We start from the raw sequence: 26344 nt of genomic DNA on the forward strand, positions 1-26344 counted from the left end.
CACTCCTTCAGCACCTGCGCGTCCCGGGGCGCTTCCATGAGTACCTACCTGGCGGAATCAACGCTTCGGGAGTCCGACGGCGGGAGCCGGCTTCTGCTCGAATCTGCACTGGGAGCCACCCCGAACGGTTTGGTGCAGAATCCGAGTTTCTTCCGCGGATTTGCTGCCCGTCCGGACGTGGTGGCGAACGCCCTTCTTGCCGTGGCAGACGTCGCGGCGTCGAGGTACTTCGATGCGGCCTTCCGCCTCAGCGACGTCCTGGACCCAGTCATGACAGCCGGCGGAGACCGGCTGCGGTGCGAATCGTTCTCTGCCTGCAACGGTGTCTATGCGCGGCTCGACCTCCTGGAGGCAGGCCTTGACGGGGGCGAGATTGGCTTCGGAACAACCAACGTGGACATCAACAGTGCCCTGCGGTCTGCACTGGCGAACGTCCACAGGAACGAGCTGCTGCACCTGGCTGTGGGCCGTGATGGGCTGCTGGTTTCCACCCCGGCAGAGAGCCACCTGGAGCGGAAAGTCGAACTCCCGGACCGGTGGGTGAGGGGTTTCGCCGAGACCCCCGGCATCGCTGCGGGAATGTCCCACTTGGCCACCATGGGCGGACCTGCCATGGCCCAGTTTCTGTCGTCTCTTCCGGCAGCGCGGCCGGGCCGCACACTTGTATTGCTGCCATCTGCACGAGGGTTCCGTGAAGTGACAACGGCAAGGCCGCACTCAGTAACCTTGGCCGGGACCGGACGGCTGGCTGCGGCACGACGTGTCGCACGGTTTGCCACCCGCGTGGACATCTTCAAGCATGGCAGCGGTTCCAGTGCCTGGGTGTTCCAACTGCCCGGAGCCAACTTCACGCTGCTGCTTTCTCCTGCCGCGGCGCGGGGCTTTTCCGGGGAAGGCGGGATCCCCGAGTCGCTTGCGGCGCCCGGGGCGGAGGCTGACGGGCAGACTGTGCTGAAGTTCCTGTCATGGCACTCCGTTGTTTCCGCCGGTGAGCTCCAGGCGAAGACAGGGTTGGCTGCGCCCCGGATTAACCATGGACTTGCCTATTTGGGCGCCTCCGGCAAAGTCGGATTCGATCTGTATGAGGGGGAGTACTTCCACCGGGAACTGCCGCTGGACCGGAAACGCACTGTGAAGGACTACCCAAGGCTTGCGGCTGCCCGCAGCGTCCTTGCCGGCGGAGGCGTGGTACGCAGGGAGCACTGGTGGGAAGTCCGCAGTACTGCAGGAACCTATGCGTACCGGATCAGCGGGTCTGACGGGTCCTATCGGTGTACGTGTCCCTGGTGGATGGACAACCGGGGGTCCAGGGGACCCTGCAAACACGTGCTGGCCGTCCGGCTGCACCTGCTGGACGCTGGCGGGAACCGGGAGGGTGATCTCTATGGCGATTGAGGAGCGCGCCGATCCGACAGCAGTGCAGGTCATCCGGCGGCTTGTCACACAGGATGACCGGAAAGCGGTGCCGGAGTACATCAGGAACCTTACTTCGTCCGATCTGAAGGAAGCCACCGCCTGGTTTGCAAAAAGCGGCCGCACCCTCCTTCGGGATGATACGGACTACCGCTCCGTGGGCAACATAACCATGGAGAACCTTTACGCCAACCTCAGCATCAGGGACGTGGTCACGGTTATGGCCAGTTCTCCGCGAAATGCTGCGCGGCTCCTGCCCTGGCGAAGTCTGGCTTCGAGCAAGAGCCAAGCTGTCCTGCTGCTGGTCGATGCCATGGTGGCGAAGGGCGAAGCATGGTGCCGGGAATTTGTGGCAGCAGCGATCGTCCGGAATGCAACAGCGGAACGGGAGACGGCCGCCGCCGTCATCCGCCATTGCCTGCCGCTAATTCTCCATTTCAATATCCCCACCATGGATTTGGAGGCATATCCCCGCCTGTGGGCTTTTTATTATGGCTGCCTCCGGCAGGTCCACGAGGTTTGGGACGAGGATGCTGCCCGGACGTACGAATATCCCAGCTGGGGAGGGCTCCAATTCCGTATCGGTCCGGCAGGATGCTGCGAGGTTCTGCCACGTACCCAGACACAGCTCATGGACCTTTTCGACCTCGATGACACTGCACCCGACGCCTTGATTCGCTGTTTCGACACTGCCGACGCGCTCGCCCCTTTGAAGGATTCCGGGGTTGGCGCCGCCCTTTGTGGCTATGTGCAAAGGGGAACGCTGACCCGCGCCGACGTACTTTGCCGCGTTGAAACGGCCCTGTCACGCTGCGACGGAACCCCCAACCAACGCCTGCTGGCCGAAGTCCTGAACGCCTTGAAACCGACGCAGGAAGAAACAGGCAGGATCATCCCCCTCCTGCTCTCGGTGGTGGCAACGGCGCCCGGATTCATGTCTTTCCTGGCGTTGGAACTCCTCTTGGGGGCCCCGATGAGCGGAAGTGACCTGCAGGAACTCAGCAGCGCAGTGTTTGCAAGAAGCGAGAAGAAGCCGCAGGTATTTTTGGTCCGGCATCTAAAGGCACTCCAGCCAGCCGAAGGTTGCGACGGCGTTCTGCGGATGTGCTGGGAGGCCGCAGCCGGATCCGCTGACCTCAAAATCCGGTCAATGGCGGAAAAGGTGCTGGGTGTTCCCGCCATTGTCATCCGGGAAGACCCACTTTCAGGGCAGTCGCTGTGGGCTCCGGATACGGTGGAGCAGCCGTTCATTCCACCGTACGTGGCGCCCGAGGTGAACCTTGAATTCCCGCTTCCCTGGTGGGACCGGCATTCACGGCACACGGTGGTTGAGGAGCAGTACCTGGACCGGTTCCTTCGTTCGGCCTTTCATGCTCCCCGGGAAGTACGCGAGTGGTACGGTCGCCGTCATCCGCTGACCGACCCGCAATTCGTGGGCCCTGCCCCGCGGCTGCCGGATCAACTCGCATACCCGGACCCGGAAACTGTTGTGAAGCTGTGGGCGTCAAATGGGTGGGACGTGGCCGCTCATCATTTTCTTACCGCCAAAGTGCGAAGTGCGCGCTCCGGGCCTTTCGACCCGTTTGACTGGTTCTCCCGTCTCGACGCCCTCTCCGCAATCCGCGTCTTCCGCCATAGCGAATTGGCCCTCCAGGCCGGCAGCGTCCCGTATTCCCTCGCTACGCCCAGCTACTCCGATTTCCGCGTCGACCTGGGCCGACTGGTGTCGGTGCTCAATCTCTATGCGCGCGAAGGTTGGCAGTACGGGGAAGCGGACTTCTTCCAGGCACTCCTGCGTCTGGGGCCAACGGACGGGGAACTGGCATCGAGCCTTCCCGACATCCCAGTGGGCCCCCTCGGCGGCGCCGACAACCCGGAACGGCAGGCCGGAAGAATACTCCGGGATTGGGTCGCAGGAGGCGGCTTTACGCCTCCGGCCGTGAACAAAGCACTGGTCCTGCCAGTTCCGCTGGACCGGTTCCCGTCCCTTCCCCAGGAGCTGCTGTCACCAGACCTATGGGGCGGCGGTGGCAAGGAGTGGCCACGGGGCAGTTGGCTGGAGGTCGCCACCATCGTGCCCTTCTGGCCGGACCTGGGCGCCGTCTGGCACCGCGAACGGGCAGTCCACGACGGGCTGGTATGCCGGCGTAATGGGGAACTGGCAGGCGCAACCGCTGGTGGAATCGGTCTCTGGACCCACGAGTGGCTGATTACGCAACTCGCTGCCAGCGAGCCGACAGATGCCGTTGGCACTGCACTGGAGCTGGCGAAGAGGGGACTGCTGCTCGCAGACCAGCTGGCCCAGGCGGCCCGAAACCAGTTGAATGTCGGCGGGCTCGCCGTGGGGCGGCTTACCCGCAACCTGGCGTTGGTGGCGTACGAAGGGCATCTGGACAGGGTTTGGCCCGCGCTGACTGCCTTGGCCGAGGTTGCCGCAGCACGGCCACGGCTGCCTGCCGGTACCGACGAGCTCTTGGCCACCTGCACTGAGTTGTGGGCAGCAATTCCACGCGGGCAGAGGACACCGGCAAACGTGCCGGCGGAATTTGTTGCCGCCGTGCTGAAGGTGGCGGGATCTAAAAGCGGAACGAAAAGCGCGCTGGAAGCGAAACGGCTCGCAGCGGACATGGGGATCAACGCTTAGCAGTGCCGCCCGGGGAACTGCGGCTTAGTGGTCTTTCCGCGTCCGCCTGTTGAGGAGAACTACTGCAGCTCCGGCCAGCAGGCTCAGCACCAGAAGCACCCAGCCTGCGATGGTGAGGCCGGACGCCATAGCCACCTGGCCGGCGTCGGGACCTTGCGTGCCCAGCATGGCATCAATGGCCACATTGCCCCACAGCCGAACCACCACGAACAGCAGGGGCAACGCCCAAAGCGCCCAGCGCAGTGCCTTCCGCGCAACGTTGGTGCCGATGAGCAGAAGCCAGGTGAAGCCGAAGATCAGCGGGAACAGGGTCCCGGCGGTCTTGTGGACATAGTTCAGCTGGCCCAGCGCATCGCTGTTCATCACGTCCTGCAGCCGGCTGATGTAGGCGGGATCGAAGCCGCCCACCAGCGAATCCGGCATGGCCAGTCCTTGGGTGAGTTGCGTGAGCTGGTCCAACGTCAGCAGGTGCAGGTACCAGAAGAGGAACAGGCTGGCCACGACGCCGGCGATGACGATCAGGTTGCTGTTGCCCTGCGCCTTTTCCGGCGTGCGCTCCGTGCTGGGGTTGACCACCGGCGGCAGGTGATGCTGGGGCACCACCGCGTTGGCGCCGTGTTTCTTGATCCGCTGGGCAGGGGTTTTGGCCATGGCACCATTATCCCGCCCCATAAACTGAAGCCATGACCACTGGCCGACACAGCGCAGCTGTTCTTGACCCATCCCTGGACGACTACGAACTGGCGGCGGCCCTGGTCCGTGAAGCCGGGCAGCTGGCGCTCCTCATGCGCATGGCCGGCCTGCAGTCTGAACAGAAGACGTCAGTCTCAGACGTCGTGACCGCGGCGGACCACGCAGCCGAGGCCTACGTGCTGGAGCAGCTGCAGCGCTGCCGGCCGGAAGACGGCATCCTGGGGGAGGAAGGGACCGCCGTCCAAGGCGCCAGCGGCCGCACCTGGGTCATCGACCCCGTGGATGGCACCTACAACTTCCTGCACGGCTCAACCTACTGGTGCTCCGCGATCGCCCTCAAGGACCGCGACGATGTGATGTTGGGTGCCATCTTCCAGCCCGAGGAGGACAAGCTGTGGCTGGGCGGCCGCGACCGGCGGGCCACCCTGAACGGGGATGTCCTGACCGTATTCAGCGACGACGGCGGCAGGCGTAACGGCACCAGCGTCGCCGAGCTTGGTGCGGCCACCTACATCCACCCCACCTGGCTGATGGACCCCCTGTGCGCCATGCCGTGGCATGCGGCGGCCACATCCGCAGCCTCCCTTCGCATGCTTGGGTCCGGTTCGTGCGATTTGGGCCGGGTGGCGGACGGGCAGCTGGGGTGCTGGTTCCAGCACAGCTGCCCGGAATGGGACTGGCTGCCGGGCAAGGCGATCGTCCGGGCGGCAGGCGGCGCCGTGGACACGGTCCGGGTGAACGGGCTGGAGTGGTTCCTGGCAGGAGGTACGACGGCGGTGCGCCAGTTGCGTGCCGCCCTTGAGTCAGCGTCAGTGGCCTAGGCATTTCGCTGCCCTGACATGGGCGCTTACGGTTTTGGCCGGTGGATAAGGGCTGGTAATCCACAGGCTGGAAGGCGTTGTCGGTCCCACCGCCTAGACTTGTAGGCACCATGGATATGTTGTTTGACCCGTACTCTGACGGACCCTTCAAGGCCGCTCCTGCAGCCACTGCCCGTACCAAGTCGCCGTCAGAAGGCGTTGTGGGGGCACCTGGCAGTGGCGGCCACGTCCACGCAGAGCGGGCACCGGAAGGGCAACACCGGAGCCACCGCCCGGACGCCAAGGCCCTGCTGCAGGGGTTGAACCCGCAGCAGGAGGAAGCGGTCAAGCACGCAGGTTCGGCACTGCTGATCGTCGCCGGCGCCGGCTCCGGCAAGACCCGCGTGCTCAGCAACAGGATCGCGTACCTGATCGCCACCGGCCGCGCCCACCATGGCGAGATCCTGGCCATCACCTTCACCAACAAAGCCGCGGCGGAGATGCGGGAGCGCATCGAGGCCCTGGTGGGCGGCCGCGCCAAAATCATGTGGATTTCCACGTTCCACTCGTCCTGCGTGCGGATCCTTAGGCAGGAAGCCGCGAACGTAGGGCTGAAGTCCAACTTCTCCATCTACGACTCCGCCGACTCCCTGCGCCTGGTCACCCAGGTCTCCAAAGCCCTGGACCTGGACCCCAAGAAGTTCGCACCCAAGGCCATCCAACACAAGATTTCGGCGCTGAAGAACGAACTCATCGACGCGGACTCCTTCGCCTCGGCCGCAAATTACAACGACCCCTTCGAGCAGGCCGTAGCGGACGTGTACAAGGGGTACACGCAGCGACTCCGCCAAGCCAACGCCATGGATTTCGACGACCTCATCGCTGAGACCGTCTACATGTTCCGGGCTTTCCCCGCGCTCGCCGAGTCCTACCGGCGCCGGTTCCGCCACGTCCTGGTGGACGAATACCAGGACACCAACCACGCCCAGTACGCGCTGGTCCGCGAGATAGTCGGCGAAGGCCCCGGCGCCTCTGAACTCACCGTGGTGGGTGATTCGGACCAGTCCATCTATGCCTTCCGCGGCGCAGACATCCGGAACATCGTCGAGTTCGAAAAGGACTACCCCGAAGCCCGCACCATCAAGCTGGAGCAGAACTACCGCTCAACGCAGAACATCCTCAATGCCGCCAACTCGGTGATCTCGCGCAACCCCAACCGGCCGGAAAAGCGGCTGTGGACCGCCGAGGGCGAAGGCCACAAGATCATTGGCTACGTGGGCGAAAACGAGCACGACGAGGCGCAGTTCATCGCCAAGGAGATCGACCGGCTCCAGGACGAGGAGAACCTTCGGCCGGGCGACGTCGCCATCTTCTACCGCACCAACGCCCAGTCCCGCTCCATCGAAGACGTTTTGGTCCGCGTCGGCCTGCCGTACAAGGTGGTTGGCGGAACACGCTTCTACGAGCGCAAGGAAATCAAGGACGCCCTCGCCTACCTCCGCGTCCTGGTGAACCCGGACGACGACGTCAACCTGCGCCGCGTCCTGAACGAGCCCAAGCGTGGCATCGGCGACAGGGCAGAAGGGGCCGTCGCCGCGCTGGCGGAGCGGGAGCGGACGTCCTTCATGGCAGCTGCACGCCGCGCCGACCAGGCACCCGGCATGGCCACCCGGTCGGTCAACGCCGTCCTGGGCTTCGTGAAGATGCTGGACGACCTCGCCGAAGTGGCTGCCGGGTCCGGCGCCGCCGCCGCGCTCGAAGCCGTCCTGGAACAGACCGGCTACCTCGCTGCGCTTCGCTCCAGCACCGACCCGCAGGACGAGTCCCGGGTGGAGAACCTGGCCGAACTGGTGGCCGTGGTTCGTGAATACGAGCAGGAAAACCCGGAAGGCACACTGGCCGCGTTCCTGGAACAGGTATCCCTCGTGGCCGACGCCGACCAGATCCCCGACGCCCCCGGCGCCGACATTGACGCCGCCGTGGCCGAGGCCAAGCGGCTCGGCGTGGTGACGCTGATGACCCTGCATACGGCCAAGGGCCTGGAGTTCCCGGTCGTGTTCCTTACCGGCATGGAGCACGGACTCTTCCCACACCAGCGCTCCGCCACCGACCCCAAGGAACTGGCCGAGGAACGCCGGCTGGCCTATGTGGGCCTCACCCGCGCCCGCAAGCGGCTTTACGTCACACGGTCCGAGGTCCGCAGCATGTGGGGCCAAAGCCAGTACAACCCCGCCAGCCAGTTCCTGGAGGAGATTCCCGCCGAGCTCCTGGAATGGAAGCGCGAAGGGACCAGCCGCCAGTCGTGGGCAGGCGGCGGCTCCATCGGATCCGGCCGCTACAGCGGCTCGTTCTGGGGCGCCGGAACTGCCCGGGGCGCTGCGGCGGACTCCTCCGCCGGCTTCAACGCCGACGTCCCTGCATTCATCGCCAAGAACCGGGTGCAGCCGCAAAAGGAAATCATCGCCGTCAGCGTGGGGGACAAGGTCAACCACACAAGCTTCGGCAACGGAACAGTCCTGGCGCTTGAAGGGGCCGGCGACAAGACCGTGGCAAAGGTCAAATTCGACGTCGGCGAGAAACGCCTGCTGCTGCGCTACGCCCCGCTGACCAAGCTGGACGCCTGAGCCCGCCGCCCCGGTTCCCCCGCTTCGGCACGGTGCGGTGCGGAGCCGCAAGGTGCGGTGGCGGGGGAGCGGCAAAGGCATAATGGACGCCATGCGACGGACTGTACGGGGGATGCTCGCCGCCCTTTTCCTTGCCACCATGGTTTCCACCGCCACAGGGTGCAGCGTGACCACTGCGGACCCCTCCTACATCCCGCCCGATCCGCCCCAGCCCATGGAGCAACTGGAAAAGGCTCCCCTCGCCGAGGCCAAGGCGTTCTCCAGCGGCACCGGCGTCCTCTCCTTCATCACCCAGGACCGGGCCATCGCGTGCTCCCTGACGTCCGCCCGGGGCGACCACGTGGACCTGCCCTATGAACAGAACAGCTACGGCGACGCCGCCAACAACAAGCTGCCCATCGTTCCGGTGGCCCACTGCGAACTCGCCACCTACCCGGCGCCCCGGCCGGGGGACGTCACGGACGACTGCGCCGGAACCCACCTTGGCTACCTGGGCGGCACCGCGCTGCTCTCGCCCGACACGGCACACTACGGAGGATGCCGCTCCGGCGTCACAAGCATGGAGGCAGCCTACGGACCGCGGGGCACCAAGGCCGGTCCCCTTGCGGAGCTGCCGGTCCTCATGGACGGGCAAAACCTCGAACGCAACGGTCTGCGATGCTCCGCCTACAACGGCGGTGTGGCGTGCGGAAACGTCTCGGCCGGCGTCGGATTCTTCATCTCTCCGGAACGTTACGAACTGATCCCGGGCGCGGCCAAAAGCAGCCCGCCACCGCAGCCGGAGGCGCCAAAAACCCCGTAAATCCGCGGTTTTTCTACGCCCCATAGAATAGTGTGCTTACTCACATAAGCGGTAGTCTGGGACGGCCCGGTCCCTCCAAAGGACTAGAGTTCCCCATGGAGCATTACGCCGCGTGGCTCGTTTCCAACAGGCCGCCGGTGCGTGCAATCCGCAGCCCGGTCATCGTCTTACCGATGGTGTCCGACTGTACAGAAACTACTTCGACGTAGAAGGACACTAAACCGTGGACCTGTTTGAATACCAGGCGCGCGATATGTTCGAGGCGCACGGTGTACCCGTGCTTGCCGGCATCGTGGCGTACACCCCAGAAGAAGCAAAGGCAGCTGCCGAGAAGATCGGCGGCGTTACCGTTGTCAAGGCACAGGTCAAGGTAGGCGGCCGCGGCAAGGCCGGCGGCGTCAAGGTCGCAAAGTCCGCCGACGAGGCGTTTGAGCACGCCTCCAACATCCTGGGCATGGACATCAAGGGCCACACCGTCAACAAGGTGATGATTGCCCAGGGTGCGGACATCGCCGAGGAGTACTACTTCTCCGTCCTGCTGGACCGGGCCAACCGCAACTACCTGGCCATGTGCTCGGTTGAGGGCGGCATGGAGATCGAGCAGCTCGCCGTCGAACGTCCCGAAGCGCTGGCCAAGATCGCCATCGACCCCGCCGTGGGCATCGACCAGGCCAAGGCCGACGAAATCGTCGCCGCCGCCGGCTTTGCTGAGGAACTGCGCGGCAAGGTCGCCGGCGTCATCCTCAAGCTGTGGGATGTCTTCAAGAAGGAAGACGCCACCCTGGTGGAGGTCAACCCGCTGGTCAAGACCGGCACCGGTGACATCCTGGCGCTGGACGGCAAGGTCTCCCTGGACGAGAACGCCGACTTCCGCCACCCCAAGCACGCCCAGCTCGAGGACAAGGACGCTGCCGATCCCCTTGAGGCCAAGGCAAAGGCGCAGGACCTCAACTACGTCAAGCTCGACGGCGAAGTAGGCATCATCGGCAATGGCGCCGGCCTGGTCATGTCCACCCTCGACGTTGTTGCCTACGCCGGTGAGAACCACGGCAACGTCAAGCCCGCAAACTTCCTCGACATCGGTGGCGGCGCCTCGGCCGAGGTCATGGCCGCAGGCCTGGACGTCATCCTGGGCGACGAGCAGGTCAAGTCCGTGTTCGTCAACGTCTTCGGCGGTATCACCGCGTGCGACGCTGTCGCCAAGGGCATCGTCGGCGCGCTGGCCGAGCTGGGCCACTCCGCCAACAAACCGCTGGTAGTGCGCCTCGACGGCAACAACGTCGAGGAAGGCCGCCGCATCCTCACCGAGGCCAACCACCCGCTGGTTACCCTGGCCGCCACCATGGACGAGGGCGCCGACAAGGCCGCCGAACTCGCCAACGCAGCGAAGTAAAGGGACGCACCATGTCTATCTATCTGAACAAAGACTCCAAGGTCATCGTCCAGGGCATCACCGGCGGCGAAGGCACCAAGCACACCGCCCTGATGCTCAAGGCCGGCACCAACATCGTGGGCGGCGTCAACGCCCGCAAGGCCGGTACCACCGTCCTGCACGGCGATAACGAAATCAACGTCTACGGCACCGTCAAGGAAGCCATGGCTGAGACCGGCGCCGACGTCTCCATCGTCTTCGTGCCGCCGGCATTCACCAAGAACGCCGTCGTCGAAGCCATCGAGGCCGGCATCGGCCTGGTCGTCGTCATCACCGAAGGCGTTCCGGTCCAGGACTCCGCCGAATTCTGGGCCCTCGCCCAGTCCAAGCTGGACGCCGACGGCAACCAGGTCACCCGCATCATTGGCCCGAACTGCCCCGGCATCATCACCCCCGGTGAAGCCCTGGTGGGCATCACGCCCGCCAACATCACCGGCAAGGGCCCCATCGGCCTGGTGTCCAAGTCCGGCACCCTGACCTACCAGATGATGTACGAACTGCGCGACCTGGGCTTCTCCACCGCTATCGGCATCGGCGGCGACCCCATCATCGGCACCACCCACATCGATGCCCTGGCCGCGTTCGAGGCTGACCCCGAGACCAAGGCCATCGTCATGATCGGCGAAATCGGCGGCGACGCCGAAGAGCGCGCAGCCGACTTCATCAAGGCCAACGTCACCAAGCCGGTTGTTGGCTACGTGGCCGGCTTCACCGCCCCCGAAGGCAAGACCATGGGCCACGCAGGCGCCATCGTCTCCGGCTCGGCCGGTACCGCCCAGGCCAAGAAGGAAGCCCTGGAAGCTGCCGGCGTCAAGGTTGGCAAGACGCCGTCCGAGACCGCCAAGCTGCTCCGCGAGGTCTACTCAGCCCTCTAGGACGACGGCAGCCTCAGCGCGGGGCCACCCGGTCCGTCCCAGCCATGGGACGGAACACCGGGTGGCCTCGCGTTCGTTTTTAACGAACGGCGACGGCGGCGGGCGGCTCCTGCCCAACCCGGTCGAGTAATGTTGGGGAAGGAAAATCATGGCGCCGCGGGCGCGCAGGCAGGGGAACAACGATGGCAGAGAAGCGACCCACCCTGGTCGACGCTGTCGTGGACAAGGTCCTCGAACACATCATCAGCGGCGACATCAAGGCCGACGACGCCCTGCCGCCCGAAGCAGACATCGCCAAGGAATCGGGTGTCAGCAGGCTGACGGCCCGGGAGGCCATGAAAGTGCTGAAGGCGCAGGACGTTGTCTACGTCAAGCGCGGCCTTGGCACTTTCGTCAATCCGCCCGAACGCTGGACCGGACTGGATGCCATCATGCGGGCAGCGTCGAAGGGAGTGGCCTCCGACCAAGTGGCCCTCCGCCTGCTTGAGGTCCGCCGCATGGTGGAGACCGGGGCAGCCGAGCTCGCAGCCTCCCGCCACCGCCCGGCCGATCTCACTGCCCTCCAGGACAGCGTGGAGCAGATGGAAGCGGCGCACCAGGCGGGGGACGTCGACGCCCTGACAATCGCCGACATCGCCTTCCACGACACCGTGCTGCGCGCCTCCGGGAACCCCTTCGTGCCAGCACTGCTGGGCCAGCTCTCCACCCTGCTGTATGCCATGCGGCGGGAGACCTCCGCTTTCCCGGACGTGCAGCGCCACGCGATCCATCATCACAAGATGGTCCTCGCTGCCATTGCCGCGGGCGATCCTGCCACCGCCCGTTCCACCATGGACGCCCACATCACCCAAACCTTCGAGGATTACGAGCACTACCTCGCGGTCTCCAGCCGCAGCGGCGCAACTGCCGGCTGAGGACTGTTTCGCCCTGTCGGCGACGGGCAGCTGCTGGACATGGGGACGCCGTGCTTCCCTATCCCTCTCAATAAGCTGCAACCCCTTACGCGGCACCATGACCTGTGTTGACGGTCCCACGCACCTGTGACTAGAATCTCAGTCAGACATCAGACATCTGATATCAATTTCCCCCCAATGCCGCCAGCCAAAGGAGTCGTTATGTGCGCGCATTCCCTTTTCAAGGGTTTCCACACCCCGGCGGGAGGCCCGCGATGACCTCCCGTACTTCCGCCCCTGCACTCAGCGAACTGGGCGAGACTACCCTCCGCAAGGTCCGCAGGAGGCTCATGCCCCTGATCGTCCTGCTGTACTTCATCGCCTACCTTGACCGTAACAACGTGGGCTTCGCAAAACTCGGAATGCAGGGCGACATTGGTTTGACCGAGGCCGCCTACGGCCTGGGTGCCGGCATTTTCTTCCTGGGCTATGCACTCCTGGAGATTCCCAGCAATGGCGGCATGTACCGGTACGGTGCCCGCAAGTGGATTGCCCGCATCCTGATCAGCTGGGGCATCTTCGCCACGGCCATGTTCCTGGTCAACGGCGAAGCCACCTTCTACGTCATCCGCTTCCTACTCGGGGCGGCAGAAGCCGGTTTCTTCCCCGCCATCCTCTTCTACCTGACGCTCTGGTTCCCCGCAGCGCAGCGGGTCACCGTGCTGGGCATCTTCATCCTGGCGCAGCCCATCTCGAACGCCCTGGGCGCACCCGTGTCCGGCATGCTCCTGAACCTGGAGGGCGTGGCCGGCCTGCACGGCTGGCAGTGGCTCTACATCCTCGAGGGCATTCCGGCCATCATCCTCGGCATCATCACGCCGTTCGTCATGACCGACCGCCCCGAGCACGCCAAGTGGCTCAAGCCGGAAGAGCGTGAATGGCTGTCGACCACCATGGCCGCTGAGCTGGCCCACAAGCAGAAGTCCGGAAACCACAACTTCCTGGCCGGCCTCAAGGACCCCCGCACCATCGCCTACTCCGCGCTGTACTTCGGCCTGGTCTGCGGCATCTACGGCCTGGGGCTCTGGCTGCCCACCATCGTCAAGGCACTGGGCAAGTTTGACTCAACGCAGGTGGGGTTCATCGTCTTCATCCCCTATGCCATCGCGGCCGTCTTCGTCTATTTCTGGAGCAAGCGGTCGGACCGTACCGGCAACCGCGTGTGGCATGCCAGCATGAGCATGGTGCTCGCTGCCGTCGGCCTCCTGGGCGCTGGCTACCTGCTCCCGGTCAATGCCGTGCTTGCCATGGTCTTCCTGACCCTGGCGGCAATGGGCATCTACTCGGCCATCGCGCCCTTCCTGGCCATGCCCTCCGCTGCCCTCACCGGCGCCGCGGCCGCCGCGGGCCTCGCCATGGTCAACTCCCTGGGCAACCTGGGCGGCTTCGTGGCTCCCTACATCGTGGGCATCCTCAAGGATGCCACCGGCAACAGCCAGACCGGCCTGGTCTTCCTGGCCGCCTGCCTGGCGGTGACCGCTGCCGCCACCTACCTCTACGCCCGCAAGCGGCCCGAGGGTGTCTCTGCCCCCGGAGTCACCGTTCCCGCCGCCGAAACCCACTAGGAAAACAGCAATGACAACACAGCACACTTTTCCCGCAGAGCGCACGGCGGTCCTGACCGGCGCGGCCTCCGCCCGCGGCATCGGCCGCGCAACCGCCGACCGACTGGCCAGCGAGGGCTGGTCCATCGCCATCCTTGACATCAATGCCGAAGACGCCCAGGCGGCGGCAGCCGAGATCGGTTCCAGCCGTGCGGTCAAGGCCCTCGGGGTAGGCGCTGACGTCTCGGACGAGGCGTCGGTGGACCGCGCCATCGCGGAGATCGAGGAGTCGCTGCCGCCCATCGTCGGACTCGTCAACCTGGCCGGGATCAGCTCGCCCACCCCCTTCATGGAAACCACCGTGGCGGAATGGGACAAGGTCTTCGCCATCAACATGCGCGGCACTTTCCTCGTTTCCCAGCGCGTCCTCAAGGGCATGATCCAGCGGGAACTGGGAAGGATCGTCAGTATCTCCTCCATCTCCGCCCAGCGCGGCGGCGGAACCTACTCCAAGGTTGCGTACAGCGCCTCCAAGGCCGGAATTTTGGGGTTCACCCGTGCCCTGGCCAGGGAAGTGGGCGAGCACAACATCACCGTGAACGCCATCGCCCCGGGCCCGATCGACACCGACATCATGGGCGGAACCCTGACCGATGAGCGCAAGGCCCAGATGTCCGAAGGGATCATGATGGGCCGCGTTGGAACGCGGGAGGAAGTTGCCGCCCTCATCGCCTTCCTGTTGGGCGAGGATGCCGGCTACATCACGGCCGCCACCTACGACATCAACGGCGGCCTGCAGGTTTCCTGACGCGGCAGCCCGCCGGTGCCGTGCTGCCTGGCAGCACGGCACCGGCGGGGGTGTGCCCGGAGACACCTGCCCCCGGCGTTCCCGCACCTTCACCGGCTATAGGATTTCTACATGGCAACCAAGAACCAGGCCTCCGGCGGCGTGAGCAGGCAGGTCCTCGCCGACCACGTCTACGAAGCGCTCCTGGTTGCCCTGATGGACGGCCGGCTTGAAGCCGGCACGCCGGTCAGCATCGATGGCATGGCCCGGGAGCTGGACGTTTCCCCGACGCCTGTCCGCGAGGCGCTCGCCCGGCTTGAAGCCACCGGGATGGTCCGGAGAATGGCCCTGCGCGGCTACCGCGTGGCGCCGCTGTTCACCCCCGATGAGCTGGCGGACCTGATGGACGCGAGGCTGGTCATCGAGCCCGCCAATGCCTTCATGGCCTGCAGGCACGCGGGCAGCGAGCTGACCGGGCAGCTTCAACAGGCCATCGAGGACCTGAAGGCCGCACCGCGCGGTCCGTCGTTCGCTGAGTTCCGTGCGTACTGGGAAGCCGACGAGCGGTTTCACCGACTCATCGCCGAATCGGCGGACAACCAGTTCCTGCTGTCCGCATACAACGCCCTGGGCGGCCAGGTGCAGCGCTTCCGCTTCTTCGGCGGCCTGGGCGTCACGGATGCCGATTATGCCATCGCCGAGCACACTGAAATCCTCAAAGCATTTGAGGCCGGTGACGCCGAGCTTGCCCGGCAAAAGATGATCGACCACATCGAAGGCGTCAAACAGCGCTCCCAGCACGACAGCGAAGTGCGCAGCTAGCAATAGCGCCGGCGGCCGCCCCGCACCACCCCTGGCTTCCCCGCGAGGCCGTCCCCCAACCCCTTGACAGGGACACGTACAAGCATAGATCCTATAGGAAATGCGATTCGAGATCTGGAGTGACAATGCCGTACACCGCCGATAACTGGCCCATTGCCGCCGCCCTGCTGCAGTTCCCCGGAACCCGGCCGGACGGAACCACTGCCCAGGATGCCCCTGCCAGCGACTGGCAGCGGGTCTTCGAGGAAGTGGCCGATGCCGGTTTCTCCAACGCCGACCTCACCGACAGCTGGGTCCGCCCCGGCGATCTTTCCAGCGCCCGGCTGGACGAGCTGAAGGCTGCGGCCACCGCCGCTGGCCTGGGGCTTCCCTCCATCTCAGCCATCCGCCGCAGCGTGATCGAGGAAGGGAAGTGGGAGGAAAACCTGGCCTACACCCACCGCACCCTCGAAGCCGCGGCGCAGCTTGGCTGCGAAGTTGTCTCCATCGGCCTGCACCAGGCGATCACCCCCGAGCAGCAGAAGCAGCTGTGGTTCTGGACCGTCGAAGGCCACAAGGATCCCGTCGGTGACAAGGAAAGCTGGAACAACGCCGTCAGCCGCATCCGCGAAGTGGGCAAGCACGCGGCCGAGCTCGGCCTCCTGGTGTCCCTGGAGATGTACGAGGACACCTACCTGGGCACGGGGGACTCGTCCGTGCAGCTGGTCCAGGACATCGACCTGCCCAACGTGGGACTGAACCCGGACCTGGGAAACCTGATCCGCCTGCACCGGCCCATCGAGGACTGGCGTGAACTGGTCCACAAGACGCTGCCGTACTCCAACTACTGGCACGTGAAGAACTACATCCGCGATGAGGACCAGGCCCGGGACCACTATGTCGCCATGCCGGCGCCGATGGAATCAGGCCTCATCAGCTACCGCGAGGCCTTCCAGTTCGCCCTCTCCGTAGGTTTCCAGGGCATCATCTGCACCGAACACTACGGCGGGGACGGCCTGAGCGTCACGGCCGCCAACCAGGACTACCTGCGCCGCCAGGTCCTGCCCAAACGGGACAGCTATGCACTGGGAACCAGCATGGTGGCCCAGGGCCGGCAAACCCCGGCTGCCGTCCCGGCACGCTAAGTCCCGCAACCACCCCAAGCGGTTCAACGAGGAATCATGACAAAGATATTTGACGATCCAGCGCAGTTTGCCGACGACGCCCTCGACGGCTTCGTCGCGGCCAACCGCCAGTACGTGGCCCGCGTTGACGGCGGAGTGGTCCGTTCAACCGAATCACCTGACGGCCAGGTGGCGCTGGTCATTGGCGGCGGTTCCGGCCACTACCCGGCCTTCGCGGGCCTGGTGGGTGCCGGGCTCGCGGCCGGAAGTGCCTGCGGCAACATGTTTGCGTCCCCTGCCGCCGGTCAGGTTTACCGGGTGGCCAAGGCATCCCATACCGGCGGCGGCGTCCTGCTGAGCTACGGCAACTACGCGGGCGATGTCCTCCATTTCGGCCAGGCACAGGACAAGCTGAACGCCGAAGGCATCGAAACCCGGACCGTCCTGGTCACCGATGACATCGCCAGCGCCCCCCTCGAAGAGATCGGCAAACGCCGCGGCATCGCCGGGGACCTTACGGTCTTCAAGGTGGCCGGGGCGGCAGCAGAAGCGGGCCTCAACCTGGACGAGGTGGAACGCCTCGCCATCAAGGCCAACCACCACACCCGCTCGCTTGGCGTGGCCTTCGCCGGCTGCACCCTTCCCGGCGCGGAGGAACCCCTGTTCACGGTGCCTGAAGGCATGATGTCCGTCGGACTTGGCATCCACGGCGAACCCGGAATCTCGGAGCAGCCGCTGCCCACCGCCAGCGAACTCGCCAAGCTGCTGGTGGACGGACTGCTGAAGGACAAGCCTGAAAACGCCGGTACCCGCGTGGTGCCGATCCTGAACGGCCTGGGCACGGTCAAATATGACGAACTGTTCCTGCTGTTTGGCAGGATCGAGTCGCTTCTGACCTCAGCCGGCCTTGAGATCGTGGAGCCCGAATGCGGCGAACTGGTAACCAGTCTGGACATGTCCGGACTGTCGCTGACGCTGTTCTGGCTGGACGGGGAACTGGAGAAATTCTGGGCCGCGCCGGCTGATACCCCCGCCTTCCGGAAGGGCAACCTGGCTCCCCGCCGGGCCCGTTCGCTGGAGGCCCTGGAAGACGCCGAAGCGACTCCGGCGCTGGCTGCCACGGCAGCCTCCACCGCCCTGGCGGCCACCGCCGTGGGCGCCCTGAAGGAAGCCCAGGCCGTCGTCGTCGAACATGAGGAGGCGCTCGGGAAGCTTGACGCCATCGCCGGGGACGGGGACCACGGCATCGGCATGCGGCGCGGCGTGGACGCAGCCGTTGCTGCAGCGGAGAAGTCCCACGCAGGCGGCGCCGGCCTGGAGGAAGTCCTCGCGGCGGCGGGGGAGCAGTGGGCCGAGCGCGCCGGCGGTACTTCCGGGGCCCTTTGGGGCGCGGCCGTCACTGCCGTCGGCAGGACCCTTGGCAGCAAGGACGCCTATACCGCGGCTGACGCAGCGGCAGCCGTCAACGCTCTCCGCGACGCCATCATCACCCTGGGCAAGGCCGAAGCCGGAGACAAGACCATGGTGGACGCGCTGCTTCCGTTCGCCGACACCTTCGCCAAGGAAATTGACGACGGCGGCAGCCTGGCCGGCAGCCTTCGTGCGGCGGCGGAGGCGGCCGCCAAGGCCGCTGACGCGACTGCCGGCCTCAGCCCGAAGAAAGGCCGTGCCCGGCCTTTGGCGGAAAAGAGCATTGGCCATCCCGACCCCGGTGCTGTGTCCTTCGGCCTCATCGCCCGCCGGGTGGCCGAGTACGCCGCCTCGATCGAAAGCAACTAAGGAGAACCCTTATGACTGAGCAATCCCAGCTAGGCTGGCGCATCGTCGTCGGCAACGATGAAGCCGGCGTCGAATACAAGAACGCCCTGCGCGAACTGCTGGAGGCGGACCCCCGCGTTGCGTCGGTGGAGGACGTAGGAGTCGGCGCCAACGACTCCACGGCCTACCCGCACCTGGCCGTTGCAGCAGCCCGCAAGGTGGCCGCCGGCGAAGCGGACCGCGCGCTGCTGATCTGCGGCACCGGCCTGGGCGTGGCCATCTCGGCCAACAAGGTACCGGGCATCCGCGCAGTCACGGCCCACGACAGCTATTCCGTGGAACGCTCCGTGCTGTCCAACAACGCGCAGGTGCTGACCATGGGCCAGCGCGTCATCGGCCTGGAACTTGCCAAGAAGCTGGTGGGCGAGTGGCTCAACTACCGCTTCGATGAAAACTCCGCATCCGCGGCCAAAGTAGACGCCATCTGCTCCTATGAGGGCGCGTCGGAAGGACTTGACACCAAATGAGCACACGTAACATCGCCGTCGTCGGCTCCGGCTACATGGGCGGCGGAATCGCCCAGGTCCTGGCACTCGCCGGGGCCCGCGTGGCCCTGGCGGACGTCTCCGCCGAAATCGCCCGGAGCAACTACGAACGGCTGCTGAAGGAATCCGACGAATTCGTCGCTGCAGGCCTCTTCCCGGCCAACGCAACGGACCTGCTCAAGGAAAACCTCTGGGCCGCCAAGGACATCGAAGAAGCAGTAGCTGACGCCGAGTACATCGAGGAAGCGGTGCCGGAGGTCCTCGAGATCAAGCACGCCACCCTGGCCCGGATCAGCGCTGCCGCCCGCCCCGACGCGATCATCGGCTCCAACACCTCCACCATTTCCATCGCCAAACTCGCCGAGGTCGTCGACAACCCGGAGCGGTTCCTGGGCGTCCACTTCTCCAACCCCGCCCCGTTCATTCCCGGCGTGGAAGTCATCCCGCACGAGGGAACTTCCGAGGCAACCGTCCAGGCCGCCCGCACCATCGTGGGGGAGACCGGCAAGGAAACGGCCACCGTCAAGGACGTCACCGGCTTCGTGCTGAACCGGCTCCAGTACGCCCTCTTCCACGAGGCCGCCCAGGTAGTGGAGGAAGGCATCGCCACCGCCGAGGACGTGGACACCCTGGTCCGCACCACCTTCGGCTTCCGGCTGCCGTTCTTCGGCCCGTTCGCCATCGCCGACATGGCAGGGCTGGACGTCTACGCCTTCTGCTACAAGTCACTGCAGACCGGATTCCCGGAGCGGTTCGCCACCCCGAAGATCCTGCAGGACAAGGTCGACGCCGGGCAGCTCGGCACCAAGACCGGCTCCGGCTTCCTTGACGTCCCCGCCGACCGCACCGCAGCCCTGGTTGCCTACCGGAACAAGGCGTACGTGGCCATGCAGAAGCTCATCGAGGAACTGGGACCTGCGCCGCTGTCCTAGGCAACGCCTGCCTTGGCAACGCCCTCCAGTTCCCGTTCATCCAAAAGGAAAACCATGACTTCATTCCCCACCGACCGCACGGTGATTGTCACCGGTGCCGTCTCCGAGCGCGGCATCGGCCGGGCCACCGCCGAGTACCTGGCCGAGCGCGGCTGGAACATCGGCGTGATCGACCTGGACGACGCCGCCAGCAAGAACCTGGCCAAGGAACTGGCGGACAGGCACGGTGTCAAAGCCCACGGTGCCGGCGCCAATATTGGCGACGAAGCCTCCGTGCGGGCCGCCATCGACGAGATCGAGGCCGAGCTTCCCCAGTTGGTTGCCCTGGCCAACATCGCAGGCGTCAGCTCACCCGTCCCCTATCTGGAGCTCGATGGAACCGAATGGGACCGCGTGGTCAACATCAACATGAACGGTGTCCACTACGCCACCCGCCGGGCCGCCGAGTCCATGGCAAAGAACCGGCTGGGCCGGATCGTGAACATTTCGTCGGTTTCCGCGCAGCGGGGCGGCGGAACGTTCAGCAAGACTCCGTACTCGGTGGCCAAGGCCGGCGTCATCGGCCTGACCCGCGCCACCGCCCGGGAACTGGGCGAGTACGACATCACTGTCAACGCCATCTCGCCCGGTCCCATCGATACGGACATTATGGGCGGCACCCTTAGCGAGGAACGCAAGGATGAACTCGTCAAGGACCTGGTGGTGAACCGGGTGGGCACCACCCGCGACGTCGCCGCGGCCATCTCCTTCCTCATCGGCGAGGACGCGGGGTACATCTCCGGCCAGACGCTGAACGTCGACGGCGGCCTGTACATGCACTGACGGCGCCCACCTCCCGGCATCACAAGGCCGGGCGCCACACCACGCCCGGGGGCCGCCGGCCCCCGGGGAACAACCAACGTCACCACTCGAAGGAGAGTGTTGTGTCAGAAACCACCGCAACATCCAAGGAACTCCTGGCCCGTCCGGTCCTGAAGTCCGCGATCTTCAAAGCGGCCCGCCGGCTCATGCCGATGCTGGTCATCCTCTACGTTGTTTCGTTCCTGGACCGCACCAACGTGGGCTTCGCCGAAGCGGCGCTGGGCGCGGACAAGGGCGTGTCCGCCGCAGCCTTCGCCCTCGGGGCGGGCATCTTCTTCATCGGCTACGCAATCTTCGAGATCCCCAGCAACCTGCTGCTCAAGAAAGTCGGCGCCAAGATCTGGCTGGCACGCATTGCCATCACCTGGGGCATCGTGTCCGCATGCTTCGCCTTCGTGCAGGGCGAGACCTCGTTCGTGATCCTGCGTTTCCTCCTCGGCGTGACCGAGGCAGGCCTGTTCCCCGGTGTCATCATGTACCTGGCCGAATGGTTCCCGAACAAGGTGCGCGTGCAGATGTTCGCCATCTTCTACCTGGCCCAGCCGTTCTCGCAGATGATCGGCAATCCGCTCTCCGGCTGGCTGATCAACATCGGCGACCAGGTTCCCGGCCTGCGCGGCTGGCAGGTCATGTTCTTCGTCGAAGGCATGCTGGCCGTCCTGGCGGGCGTTGCGGCGTTCTTCTTCCTGATTAACGGACCGGAGAAGGCCAAGTTCCTCAGCCGCGAGGAGAAGTACGCGCTGAAGGAAGTCATGGCCCTTGAGGACAACATCAAGGACGAACACGGCCCCCGCGGCATCCTCGCGGCCATGCGCAATGGCCGCGTCTGGTACTTCACCGTCATCTACTTCTGCCTCCAGATCGCCGTCTACGGCGTGACGTTCTTCCTGCCGCAGCAGGTGAGCTCGCTGACCGGGCAAAAGGTGGGGCTCGCCGTCGGGCTGTTGATCGCCGTCCCGTGGTTCTTCGGGATTTTCGCCTGCTACTTCATCGGCAAGGCCGCCGACACCGTGGCCAAGCGCCGCAAGTTCGGCACCATCCTGTTCCTGTCCACCGGCCTGTGCATCTTCGGCTCGGCCTGGGCAGGCACCAACCACCAGCCGGTCCTGGGCATGATCTTCATAACCCTCGCCGTCTGCAGCTTCCTGGCAGTGGGTCCGGTGGTCTGGTCCTATCCCACGGCGTTCCTCGCCGGTTCCGCCGCTGCGGCAGGCATCGGGCTGATCAACTCGCTGGGCAACCTGGGCGGCTTCGTGGCCCCCATCCTGCGCACCGCCGTCAACGAGGCCACGCACTCACCCACCGGATCCATGGGCGTCTACGCCCTGGGCGTCCTGCCGTTCGTAGCCGCAGCGATGATGTACGCAACGAAACGGTTCAAGAACAAAGCCGACGACCTGCTCGACTGAGCACCGCACTATCCACGCAAGGACACCATGAGCACCTCCGGCAGCAGCGCAGGCAACGGCACCCTCTTCATCGGTGTCAGCACCAAGATGTACCTGGGCTACCAGGAAAGCCTGCGCTGGCTGTCGGAGGTGCGGTGCATCGTCGATGACAGGCCCGGACTGGCAGCGGAGCATTCCACGGTCCGGGTCTTTGTCATCCCCTCCTTCCCGGTCCTTGAGCCCGCGGCCCGGATCCTGGCCGGCTCGCCGGTCCTGCTCGGCGCCCAGAACTGCGCGTGGGGCGGCGGTCCACTGACCGGGGAGGTCAGCCCCGGGATGCTGGCCGAGCTCGGCGTCTCGCTCGTCGAAATCGGCCACGCCGAACGCCGCCGGCTGTTCGGGGAGGACGACGCCGTCGTGGCACGCAAGGTGCGTGCCGCCGTCGACCATTCCCTGACCCCGCTGCTGTGCATCGGTGAGCCGGACAGGCTCGACGCCGGGGCTGCCGCGGACTTCTGCCTGGGGCAGGTCCACGCTGCCACGGGGGGAAGTCCCACCCTGCTGAACCGCCTGGTGCTAGCCTACGAACCGGTGTGGGCCATCGGCGCGCAGGAGCCGGCGCCGGCGCAGCACGTCAACGCCGTCCTCACCTCGATCCGGACAGCCCTGGGCCCGGGCTGCCCCATCATCTACGGCGGCAGCGCCGGGCCGGGACTGCTCCCGCAGCTGCCCGCTGCGGACGGACTCTTCCTGGGCCGCTTCGCCCACGACGCCGCAAACCTGGGCCGGGTGCTTGACGAAGCGCTCCTCCAGCGTCAGGCAGGCGCCGACGCCCCGGCCAGGAGCTCGTCAAGGCGCTCATAGCCTTCGGACATGCCGCCTTCCATGCCCGAGTGCAGCATGCCGTCCCGCGCCTCCATGCTTGGGTACATGGCGTGGCCCCGCAGCCTGCACCGGCCGCCGTCGAGCGGTTCAAAAGTCATGGACTCGAGGCTCACGGAGTCCGGGTAGCCGCCGAACTCGAAGGTCTGCAGGGCGAACTCGTTCTCGCGCACCGTGTGGAAGATTCCACGGAACTCGTATGGGACCCCCTCCGGGCCGGTGTGAATGTACCGGTAGCTCCCGCCCGTGCGGAAATCGTAATGGTCCATGTCCATCTTCATGCCCCGCGGACCCAGCCACCGGGCCACCAGCTCCGGGTCCTTGTGTGCCCGGAAGACATCCGCCACCGGAAAGTCGAACTCCCGCTCGAAGTCGATGTAGGGGAGTCCCTCCGGGGCCGTGATTCTCAGTGGATTGCTCATTTCCTGTCCTTTGCCGTTGGCGCCGCTTGCCCGGCGCTGGATTCAAGCACGGCATCGAGGCTGCGGAACTGCTCCTCGCGGACCAACCGGTACTGGTCAATCCAGGCAGTGAGCGCTTCCAGCCGTGCGGGGTTCAGGTGGACGGGCCTGCGCTGGGCATCCCTGGTGCGGGTCACCAGCTGCGCCTGCTCGAGTACCTGGATGTGCTTCGAGACTGCCTGCTTGGAAATCTCGAACGGCTCCGCCAGCTCGTTCACCGTGGCCGGGCCACGGCTCAAACGGGCAATGATGCTTCGCCGCACGGGGTCGGCCAGGGCGAGGAATGCGGAGTCCAATTCCGCGTCATTGGTCATGCCCGGCCCCTTAATCAACCTCTTTGTTTATCAATCTCTTGATTGACTAATCGTAACCCCGGTTGCGCCCCCCTTTCAAGGGTCTTGTTTCTTCGAAAAATCCTTTGTTAGTATGTTAGGACAAACTACTCGAGGAGATACTTTCATGCCATTGGTACGCATTGACGTCAACGAGGGGCGCTCACCGGAGGATCTGCAGAAGCTGAGCCGCGGGATCCATGACGCCATCCTTGCGGAGTACGGAATTCCGGAACGTGACTACTTCCATATCCTGACCGAACACGCGCAGGGCCAGATCTTCGCCCAGGACGCGGGACTGGGGTTTGAGCGCACCGGGGGAGTGGTGATGATCCAGATCTTCACCCAGGGCGGCCGGTCCCAGGAGGTCAAGCAGCGGCTCTTTGCGGCGGTGGCTGAAAAGCTTGCTGGCGTGGGTGTTGCCGGCGAGGACGTCTTTATTGGCTATGTCGAAAACACCGCCGGGGACTGGTCGTTCGGATTTGGCCGCGCCCAGTACGTCACGGGCGAATTGGCTGTGCCCAAGAAGTAGCCGGGTGCCCATTCCTCATGGGAAGAGTGCGGCGAAACGTATGTTGTAAGTATGTCAGTACAAACCTTTGACAGGACATTGGAACTACGGCAAAGTAGTGCCTGTGGCCCACACCACGGCCTGCCAGTTCCGGAGTTCCTGCCCCTCAAAGGACACGAGTTCCACACCAGAAAGGTCCACGATCACCGTGACCCACGAGCTTCTTACGATCGGGCGCATCAGCGTTGATATCTACCCGAACGACATCGGGGTTGGCCTGGAGGACGTTGAGTCCTTCGGCAAATACCTTGGTGGTTCCCCGTCCAACGTCGCCGTCGCCGCGGCCCGGCACGGCCGCCGGACCGGCGTCATCACCCGGACAGGGGACGACCCCTTCGGCACGTACCTGCACCGCGAACTGCACAAGTTCAACGTCGACGATTCTTTCGTGACCCCGGTCGCCGGCCTGCAGACACCGGCGACGTTCTGTGCAATCAAGCCGGCCACCGATGACTTCCCGCTGTACTTCTACGGCCGGTTCCCCACGGCTCCGGACCTGCAGATCAAGGCCGAAGAGCTGGACCTGGACGCCATCCGGAAGGCGGGGATCTTCTGGTCCACGGTGACGGGCCTGTCCCAGGAACCGTCCCGGTCCGCCCACATCGCCGCGCACGAGGCCCGCCCCCGGGCAGAACTTGCCGAGGGACAGTTCACCATCCTGGACCTGGACTACCGCCCCATGTTCTGGGCCTCCCAAGAAGAAGCCCGCGCCGAGGTAGCGAAGATCCTGCCGCACGTCACCGTGGCCATCGGCAATGACAAGGAATGCGCCGTCGCCGTCGGCGACGGTACGCCCGATGAGCAGGCAGACCGGCTGCTCGCCGCCGGCGTGGAGATCGCCGTCGTCAAGCTCGGCCCGGAAGGCGTGATGGCCAAGACCCGCACCGAGCGCGTGGTCTCGGCGCCCGTGCCGGTGGAAACCCTGAACGGCCTGGGGGCAGGCGATTCCTTTGGCGGCGCCTTCTGCCACGGCCTGTTGTCCGGCTGGCCGCTGGCCCAGGTCCTGGACTACGCAAACGCCGCCGGTGCCATCGTCGCCTCCCGCCTCTCCTGCGCCGACGCCATGCCGACGCCGGAGGAGGTCACCTCGCTGCTGGCCGAACGCGGCCGTCCGGTTCCCGGCACCGGTGTTTCCAGCGCCAACGCACAGCTTGCCACCGAAGGAGCAGCACTGTGACCCTCACCCCGATCGCCTCGAACCATGCCGTGGACGATGACCCGCGCCGCTACGAGCACCTGAGCACCATCCGCCTCGAAGACCCGGACGCCGTGGCCCGCGCCGCGAAGGCACGCCGCCGCCACCCGGGCGTGAAGGCAGGCCGGCAGAACTTCATCGTCGCCGCCGACCACCCGGCCCGCGGCGCCCTGGCCGTCGGCAACGACCCCGTCGCCATGGCGGACCGGCGGCAGTTGCTGGACCGTTTGCAGATCGCTTTGGCCAACCCTGCCGTCGACGGTGTGCTGGCATCGCCGGACATCATGGATGACCTGCTGCTCCTGGGGGCCTTGGACGGGAAGCTGGTGTTCGGTTCGATGAACCGCGGCGGCCTGGCCGGGCTGGTCAACGAGTTCGATGACCGCTTCACCGGCCACACCGCGGCCGCTCTGGAGGCGTTGGGTGCTGACGGCGGGAAGATGCTGACCCGGATCTGCCTGGGCGACCCGGACACGGTGGCCACCCTGGAAGCGACCGCACGGGCCATCGACTCCCTGGCGGAGCGGAAGCTGATCGCCATGGTGGAGCCGTTCCTCTCCGTCCGGGATAACGGCCGGGTCCGCAACGACCTGTCCACCAACGCCGTGATCAAGTCCATCGCGATCGCCGAGGGCCTGGGTTCCACCAGCGCCTACACGTGGATGAAGCTGCCGGTCGTGGCGGAGATGGAACGCGTCATGGCCGCCACCACCATGCCCACCGTCCTGCTGGGCGGGGACCCGGACGGCACCCAGGACGAGGTCTTCGCCACCTGGGAAGCCGCGCTGGCGTTGCCCGGTGTCCAAGGCCTGACCGTTGGCCGCACCCTGCTCTACCCCGCAGACGGGGACGTCGCCGGCGCCGTCGCCAGCGCGGCCTCGCTGCTGCACCACACCACTGACATCCCGGAGAACTAGCCATGGGCAC

General features: G+C 65.6%; 24 protein-coding genes. 21 read left to right on the plus strand and 3 right to left on the minus strand.

What is annotated here, in order from left to right:
• Positions 1-36 precede the first annotated feature (36 nt).
• Both RM50_RS07750 and RM50_RS07755 read left to right on the plus strand, forming a co-directional pair.
• Positions 37-1395, plus strand: coding sequence for an SWIM zinc finger family protein (locus RM50_RS07750; RefSeq protein WP_052260042.1), 1359 nt, complete (start codon positions 37-39; stop codon positions 1393-1395).
• Positions 1385-4057: a hypothetical protein gene (locus tag RM50_RS07755; protein WP_043451468.1), complete on the plus strand. Its 2673-nt coding sequence runs from the start codon at positions 1385-1387 to the stop codon at positions 4055-4057. Before RM50_RS07750 ends, RM50_RS07755 begins: the two co-directional genes overlap by 11 nt.
• Before the next feature lie 24 nt (positions 4058-4081).
• On the opposite strand, the gene RM50_RS07760 is transcribed toward RM50_RS07755, so the two are convergent.
• Positions 4082-4708, minus strand: coding sequence for a hypothetical protein (locus tag RM50_RS07760; RefSeq protein WP_043451469.1), 627 nt, complete (start codon positions 4706-4708; stop codon positions 4082-4084).
• A gap of 32 nt (positions 4709-4740) precedes the next feature.
• Between RM50_RS07760 and RM50_RS07765 the strand changes: the two genes are divergently transcribed.
• From RM50_RS07765 to RM50_RS07840, 16 genes are all read left to right on the plus strand, one after another.
• Positions 4741-5571: an inositol monophosphatase family protein gene (locus RM50_RS07765; protein WP_043451470.1), complete on the plus strand. Its 831-nt coding sequence runs from the start codon at positions 4741-4743 to the stop codon at positions 5569-5571.
• Between the two features lie 110 nt (positions 5572-5681).
• The gene (gene pcrA, locus RM50_RS07770) at positions 5682-8174 is read left to right on the plus strand and encodes a DNA helicase PcrA (RefSeq protein ID WP_043451471.1); all 2493 of its coding nucleotides are present in this window, start codon (positions 5682-5684) and stop codon (positions 8172-8174) included.
• Positions 8175-8256: 82 nt separating this feature from the next.
• Positions 8257-8976: a hypothetical protein gene (locus tag RM50_RS07775; protein ID WP_043451472.1), complete on the plus strand. Its 720-nt coding sequence runs from the start codon at positions 8257-8259 to the stop codon at positions 8974-8976.
• Between the two features lie 223 nt (positions 8977-9199).
• Complete coding sequence (gene sucC, locus RM50_RS07780) at positions 9200-10369, plus strand: ADP-forming succinate--CoA ligase subunit beta (RefSeq protein ID WP_043451473.1); 1170 nt, start codon at positions 9200-9202, stop codon at positions 10367-10369.
• 11 nt (positions 10370-10380) lie between these two features.
• Positions 10381-11283, plus strand: coding sequence for a succinate--CoA ligase subunit alpha (sucD, locus tag RM50_RS07785; RefSeq protein ID WP_043451474.1), 903 nt, complete (start codon positions 10381-10383; stop codon positions 11281-11283).
• Positions 11284-11465: 182 nt separating this feature from the next.
• A complete protein-coding gene (locus tag RM50_RS07790) occupies positions 11466-12197 on the plus strand; it encodes a FadR/GntR family transcriptional regulator (protein ID WP_043451477.1) in 732 nt (243 codons plus the stop codon).
• Positions 12198-12451: 254 nt separating this feature from the next.
• A complete protein-coding gene (locus RM50_RS07795; RefSeq protein WP_043451481.1) occupies positions 12452-13801 on the plus strand; it encodes an MFS transporter in 1350 nt (449 codons plus the stop codon).
• A gap of 10 nt (positions 13802-13811) precedes the next feature.
• Positions 13812-14588, plus strand: coding sequence for an SDR family NAD(P)-dependent oxidoreductase (locus RM50_RS07800; RefSeq protein ID WP_043451482.1), 777 nt, complete (start codon positions 13812-13814; stop codon positions 14586-14588).
• Positions 14589-14699: 111 nt separating this feature from the next.
• Positions 14700-15389, plus strand: a complete 690-nt coding sequence (locus tag RM50_RS07805) for a GntR family transcriptional regulator (RefSeq protein ID WP_043451483.1) — start codon at positions 14700-14702, stop codon at positions 15387-15389.
• A gap of 125 nt (positions 15390-15514) precedes the next feature.
• Positions 15515-16513, plus strand: a complete 999-nt coding sequence (locus RM50_RS07810; RefSeq protein WP_043451484.1) for a sugar phosphate isomerase/epimerase family protein — start codon at positions 15515-15517, stop codon at positions 16511-16513.
• A gap of 36 nt (positions 16514-16549) precedes the next feature.
• On the plus strand, positions 16550-18271 hold the full coding sequence (locus RM50_RS07815; RefSeq protein WP_043451485.1) for a dihydroxyacetone kinase family protein: 1722 nt from the start codon (positions 16550-16552) through the stop codon (positions 18269-18271).
• Positions 18272-18282: 11 nt separating this feature from the next.
• Entirely contained in the window at positions 18283-18777 is a 495-nt protein-coding gene (locus RM50_RS07820) for a ribose-5-phosphate isomerase (protein ID WP_043451488.1), read from the plus strand.
• On the plus strand, positions 18774-19727 hold the full coding sequence (locus RM50_RS07825) for a 3-hydroxyacyl-CoA dehydrogenase family protein (RefSeq protein WP_043451489.1): 954 nt from the start codon (positions 18774-18776) through the stop codon (positions 19725-19727). The genes RM50_RS07820 and RM50_RS07825 overlap by 4 nt, the downstream gene beginning before the upstream one ends.
• Before the next feature lie 54 nt (positions 19728-19781).
• Complete coding sequence (locus RM50_RS07830; protein WP_043451491.1) at positions 19782-20549, plus strand: SDR family NAD(P)-dependent oxidoreductase; 768 nt, start codon at positions 19782-19784, stop codon at positions 20547-20549.
• Positions 20550-20650: 101 nt separating this feature from the next.
• Positions 20651-21997: an MFS transporter gene (locus RM50_RS07835; protein ID WP_043451492.1), complete on the plus strand. Its 1347-nt coding sequence runs from the start codon at positions 20651-20653 to the stop codon at positions 21995-21997.
• Between the two features lie 27 nt (positions 21998-22024).
• On the plus strand, positions 22025-22840 hold the full coding sequence (locus RM50_RS07840; RefSeq protein WP_043451494.1) for a triose-phosphate isomerase family protein: 816 nt from the start codon (positions 22025-22027) through the stop codon (positions 22838-22840).
• Here the strand turns inward: RM50_RS07840 and RM50_RS07845 are convergent.
• Both RM50_RS07845 and RM50_RS07850 read right to left on the minus strand, forming a co-directional pair.
• The gene (locus tag RM50_RS07845) at positions 22792-23280 is read right to left on the minus strand and encodes an SRPBCC family protein (RefSeq protein ID WP_043451496.1); all 489 of its coding nucleotides are present in this window, start codon (positions 23278-23280) and stop codon (positions 22792-22794) included. The two genes, RM50_RS07840 and RM50_RS07845, sit on opposite strands and share 49 nt — an antisense overlap.
• Positions 23277-23633 carry an ArsR/SmtB family transcription factor gene (locus RM50_RS07850; protein WP_043451497.1) on the minus strand — a complete coding sequence of 119 codons (357 nt, stop codon included), beginning with the start codon at positions 23631-23633 and terminating at the stop codon, positions 23277-23279. The genes RM50_RS07845 and RM50_RS07850 overlap by 4 nt, the downstream gene beginning before the upstream one ends.
• A gap of 145 nt (positions 23634-23778) precedes the next feature.
• On the opposite strand from RM50_RS07850, the gene RM50_RS07855 reads away from it, so the two are divergent.
• The 3 genes from RM50_RS07855 (at position 23779) to RM50_RS07865 (ending at position 26334) form a co-directional block, all read left to right on the plus strand.
• The gene (locus tag RM50_RS07855; protein ID WP_043451499.1) at positions 23779-24183 is read left to right on the plus strand and encodes a tautomerase family protein; all 405 of its coding nucleotides are present in this window, start codon (positions 23779-23781) and stop codon (positions 24181-24183) included.
• A 187-nt stretch (positions 24184-24370) separates the two neighbouring features.
• Positions 24371-25399, plus strand: coding sequence for a 5-dehydro-2-deoxygluconokinase (gene iolC, locus RM50_RS07860; RefSeq protein ID WP_043451500.1), 1029 nt, complete (start codon positions 24371-24373; stop codon positions 25397-25399).
• Positions 25396-26334, plus strand: a complete 939-nt coding sequence (locus RM50_RS07865) for a Cgl0159 family (beta/alpha)8-fold protein (protein ID WP_043451502.1) — start codon at positions 25396-25398, stop codon at positions 26332-26334. The genes iolC and RM50_RS07865 overlap by 4 nt, the downstream gene beginning before the upstream one ends.
• The last annotated feature ends 10 nt before the right edge of the window (positions 26335-26344 follow it).

It is taken from the genome of Pseudarthrobacter phenanthrenivorans (assembly GCF_000813845.1).
Classification (GTDB): Bacteria; Actinomycetota; Actinomycetes; order Actinomycetales; family Micrococcaceae; genus Arthrobacter; species Arthrobacter phenanthrenivorans_B.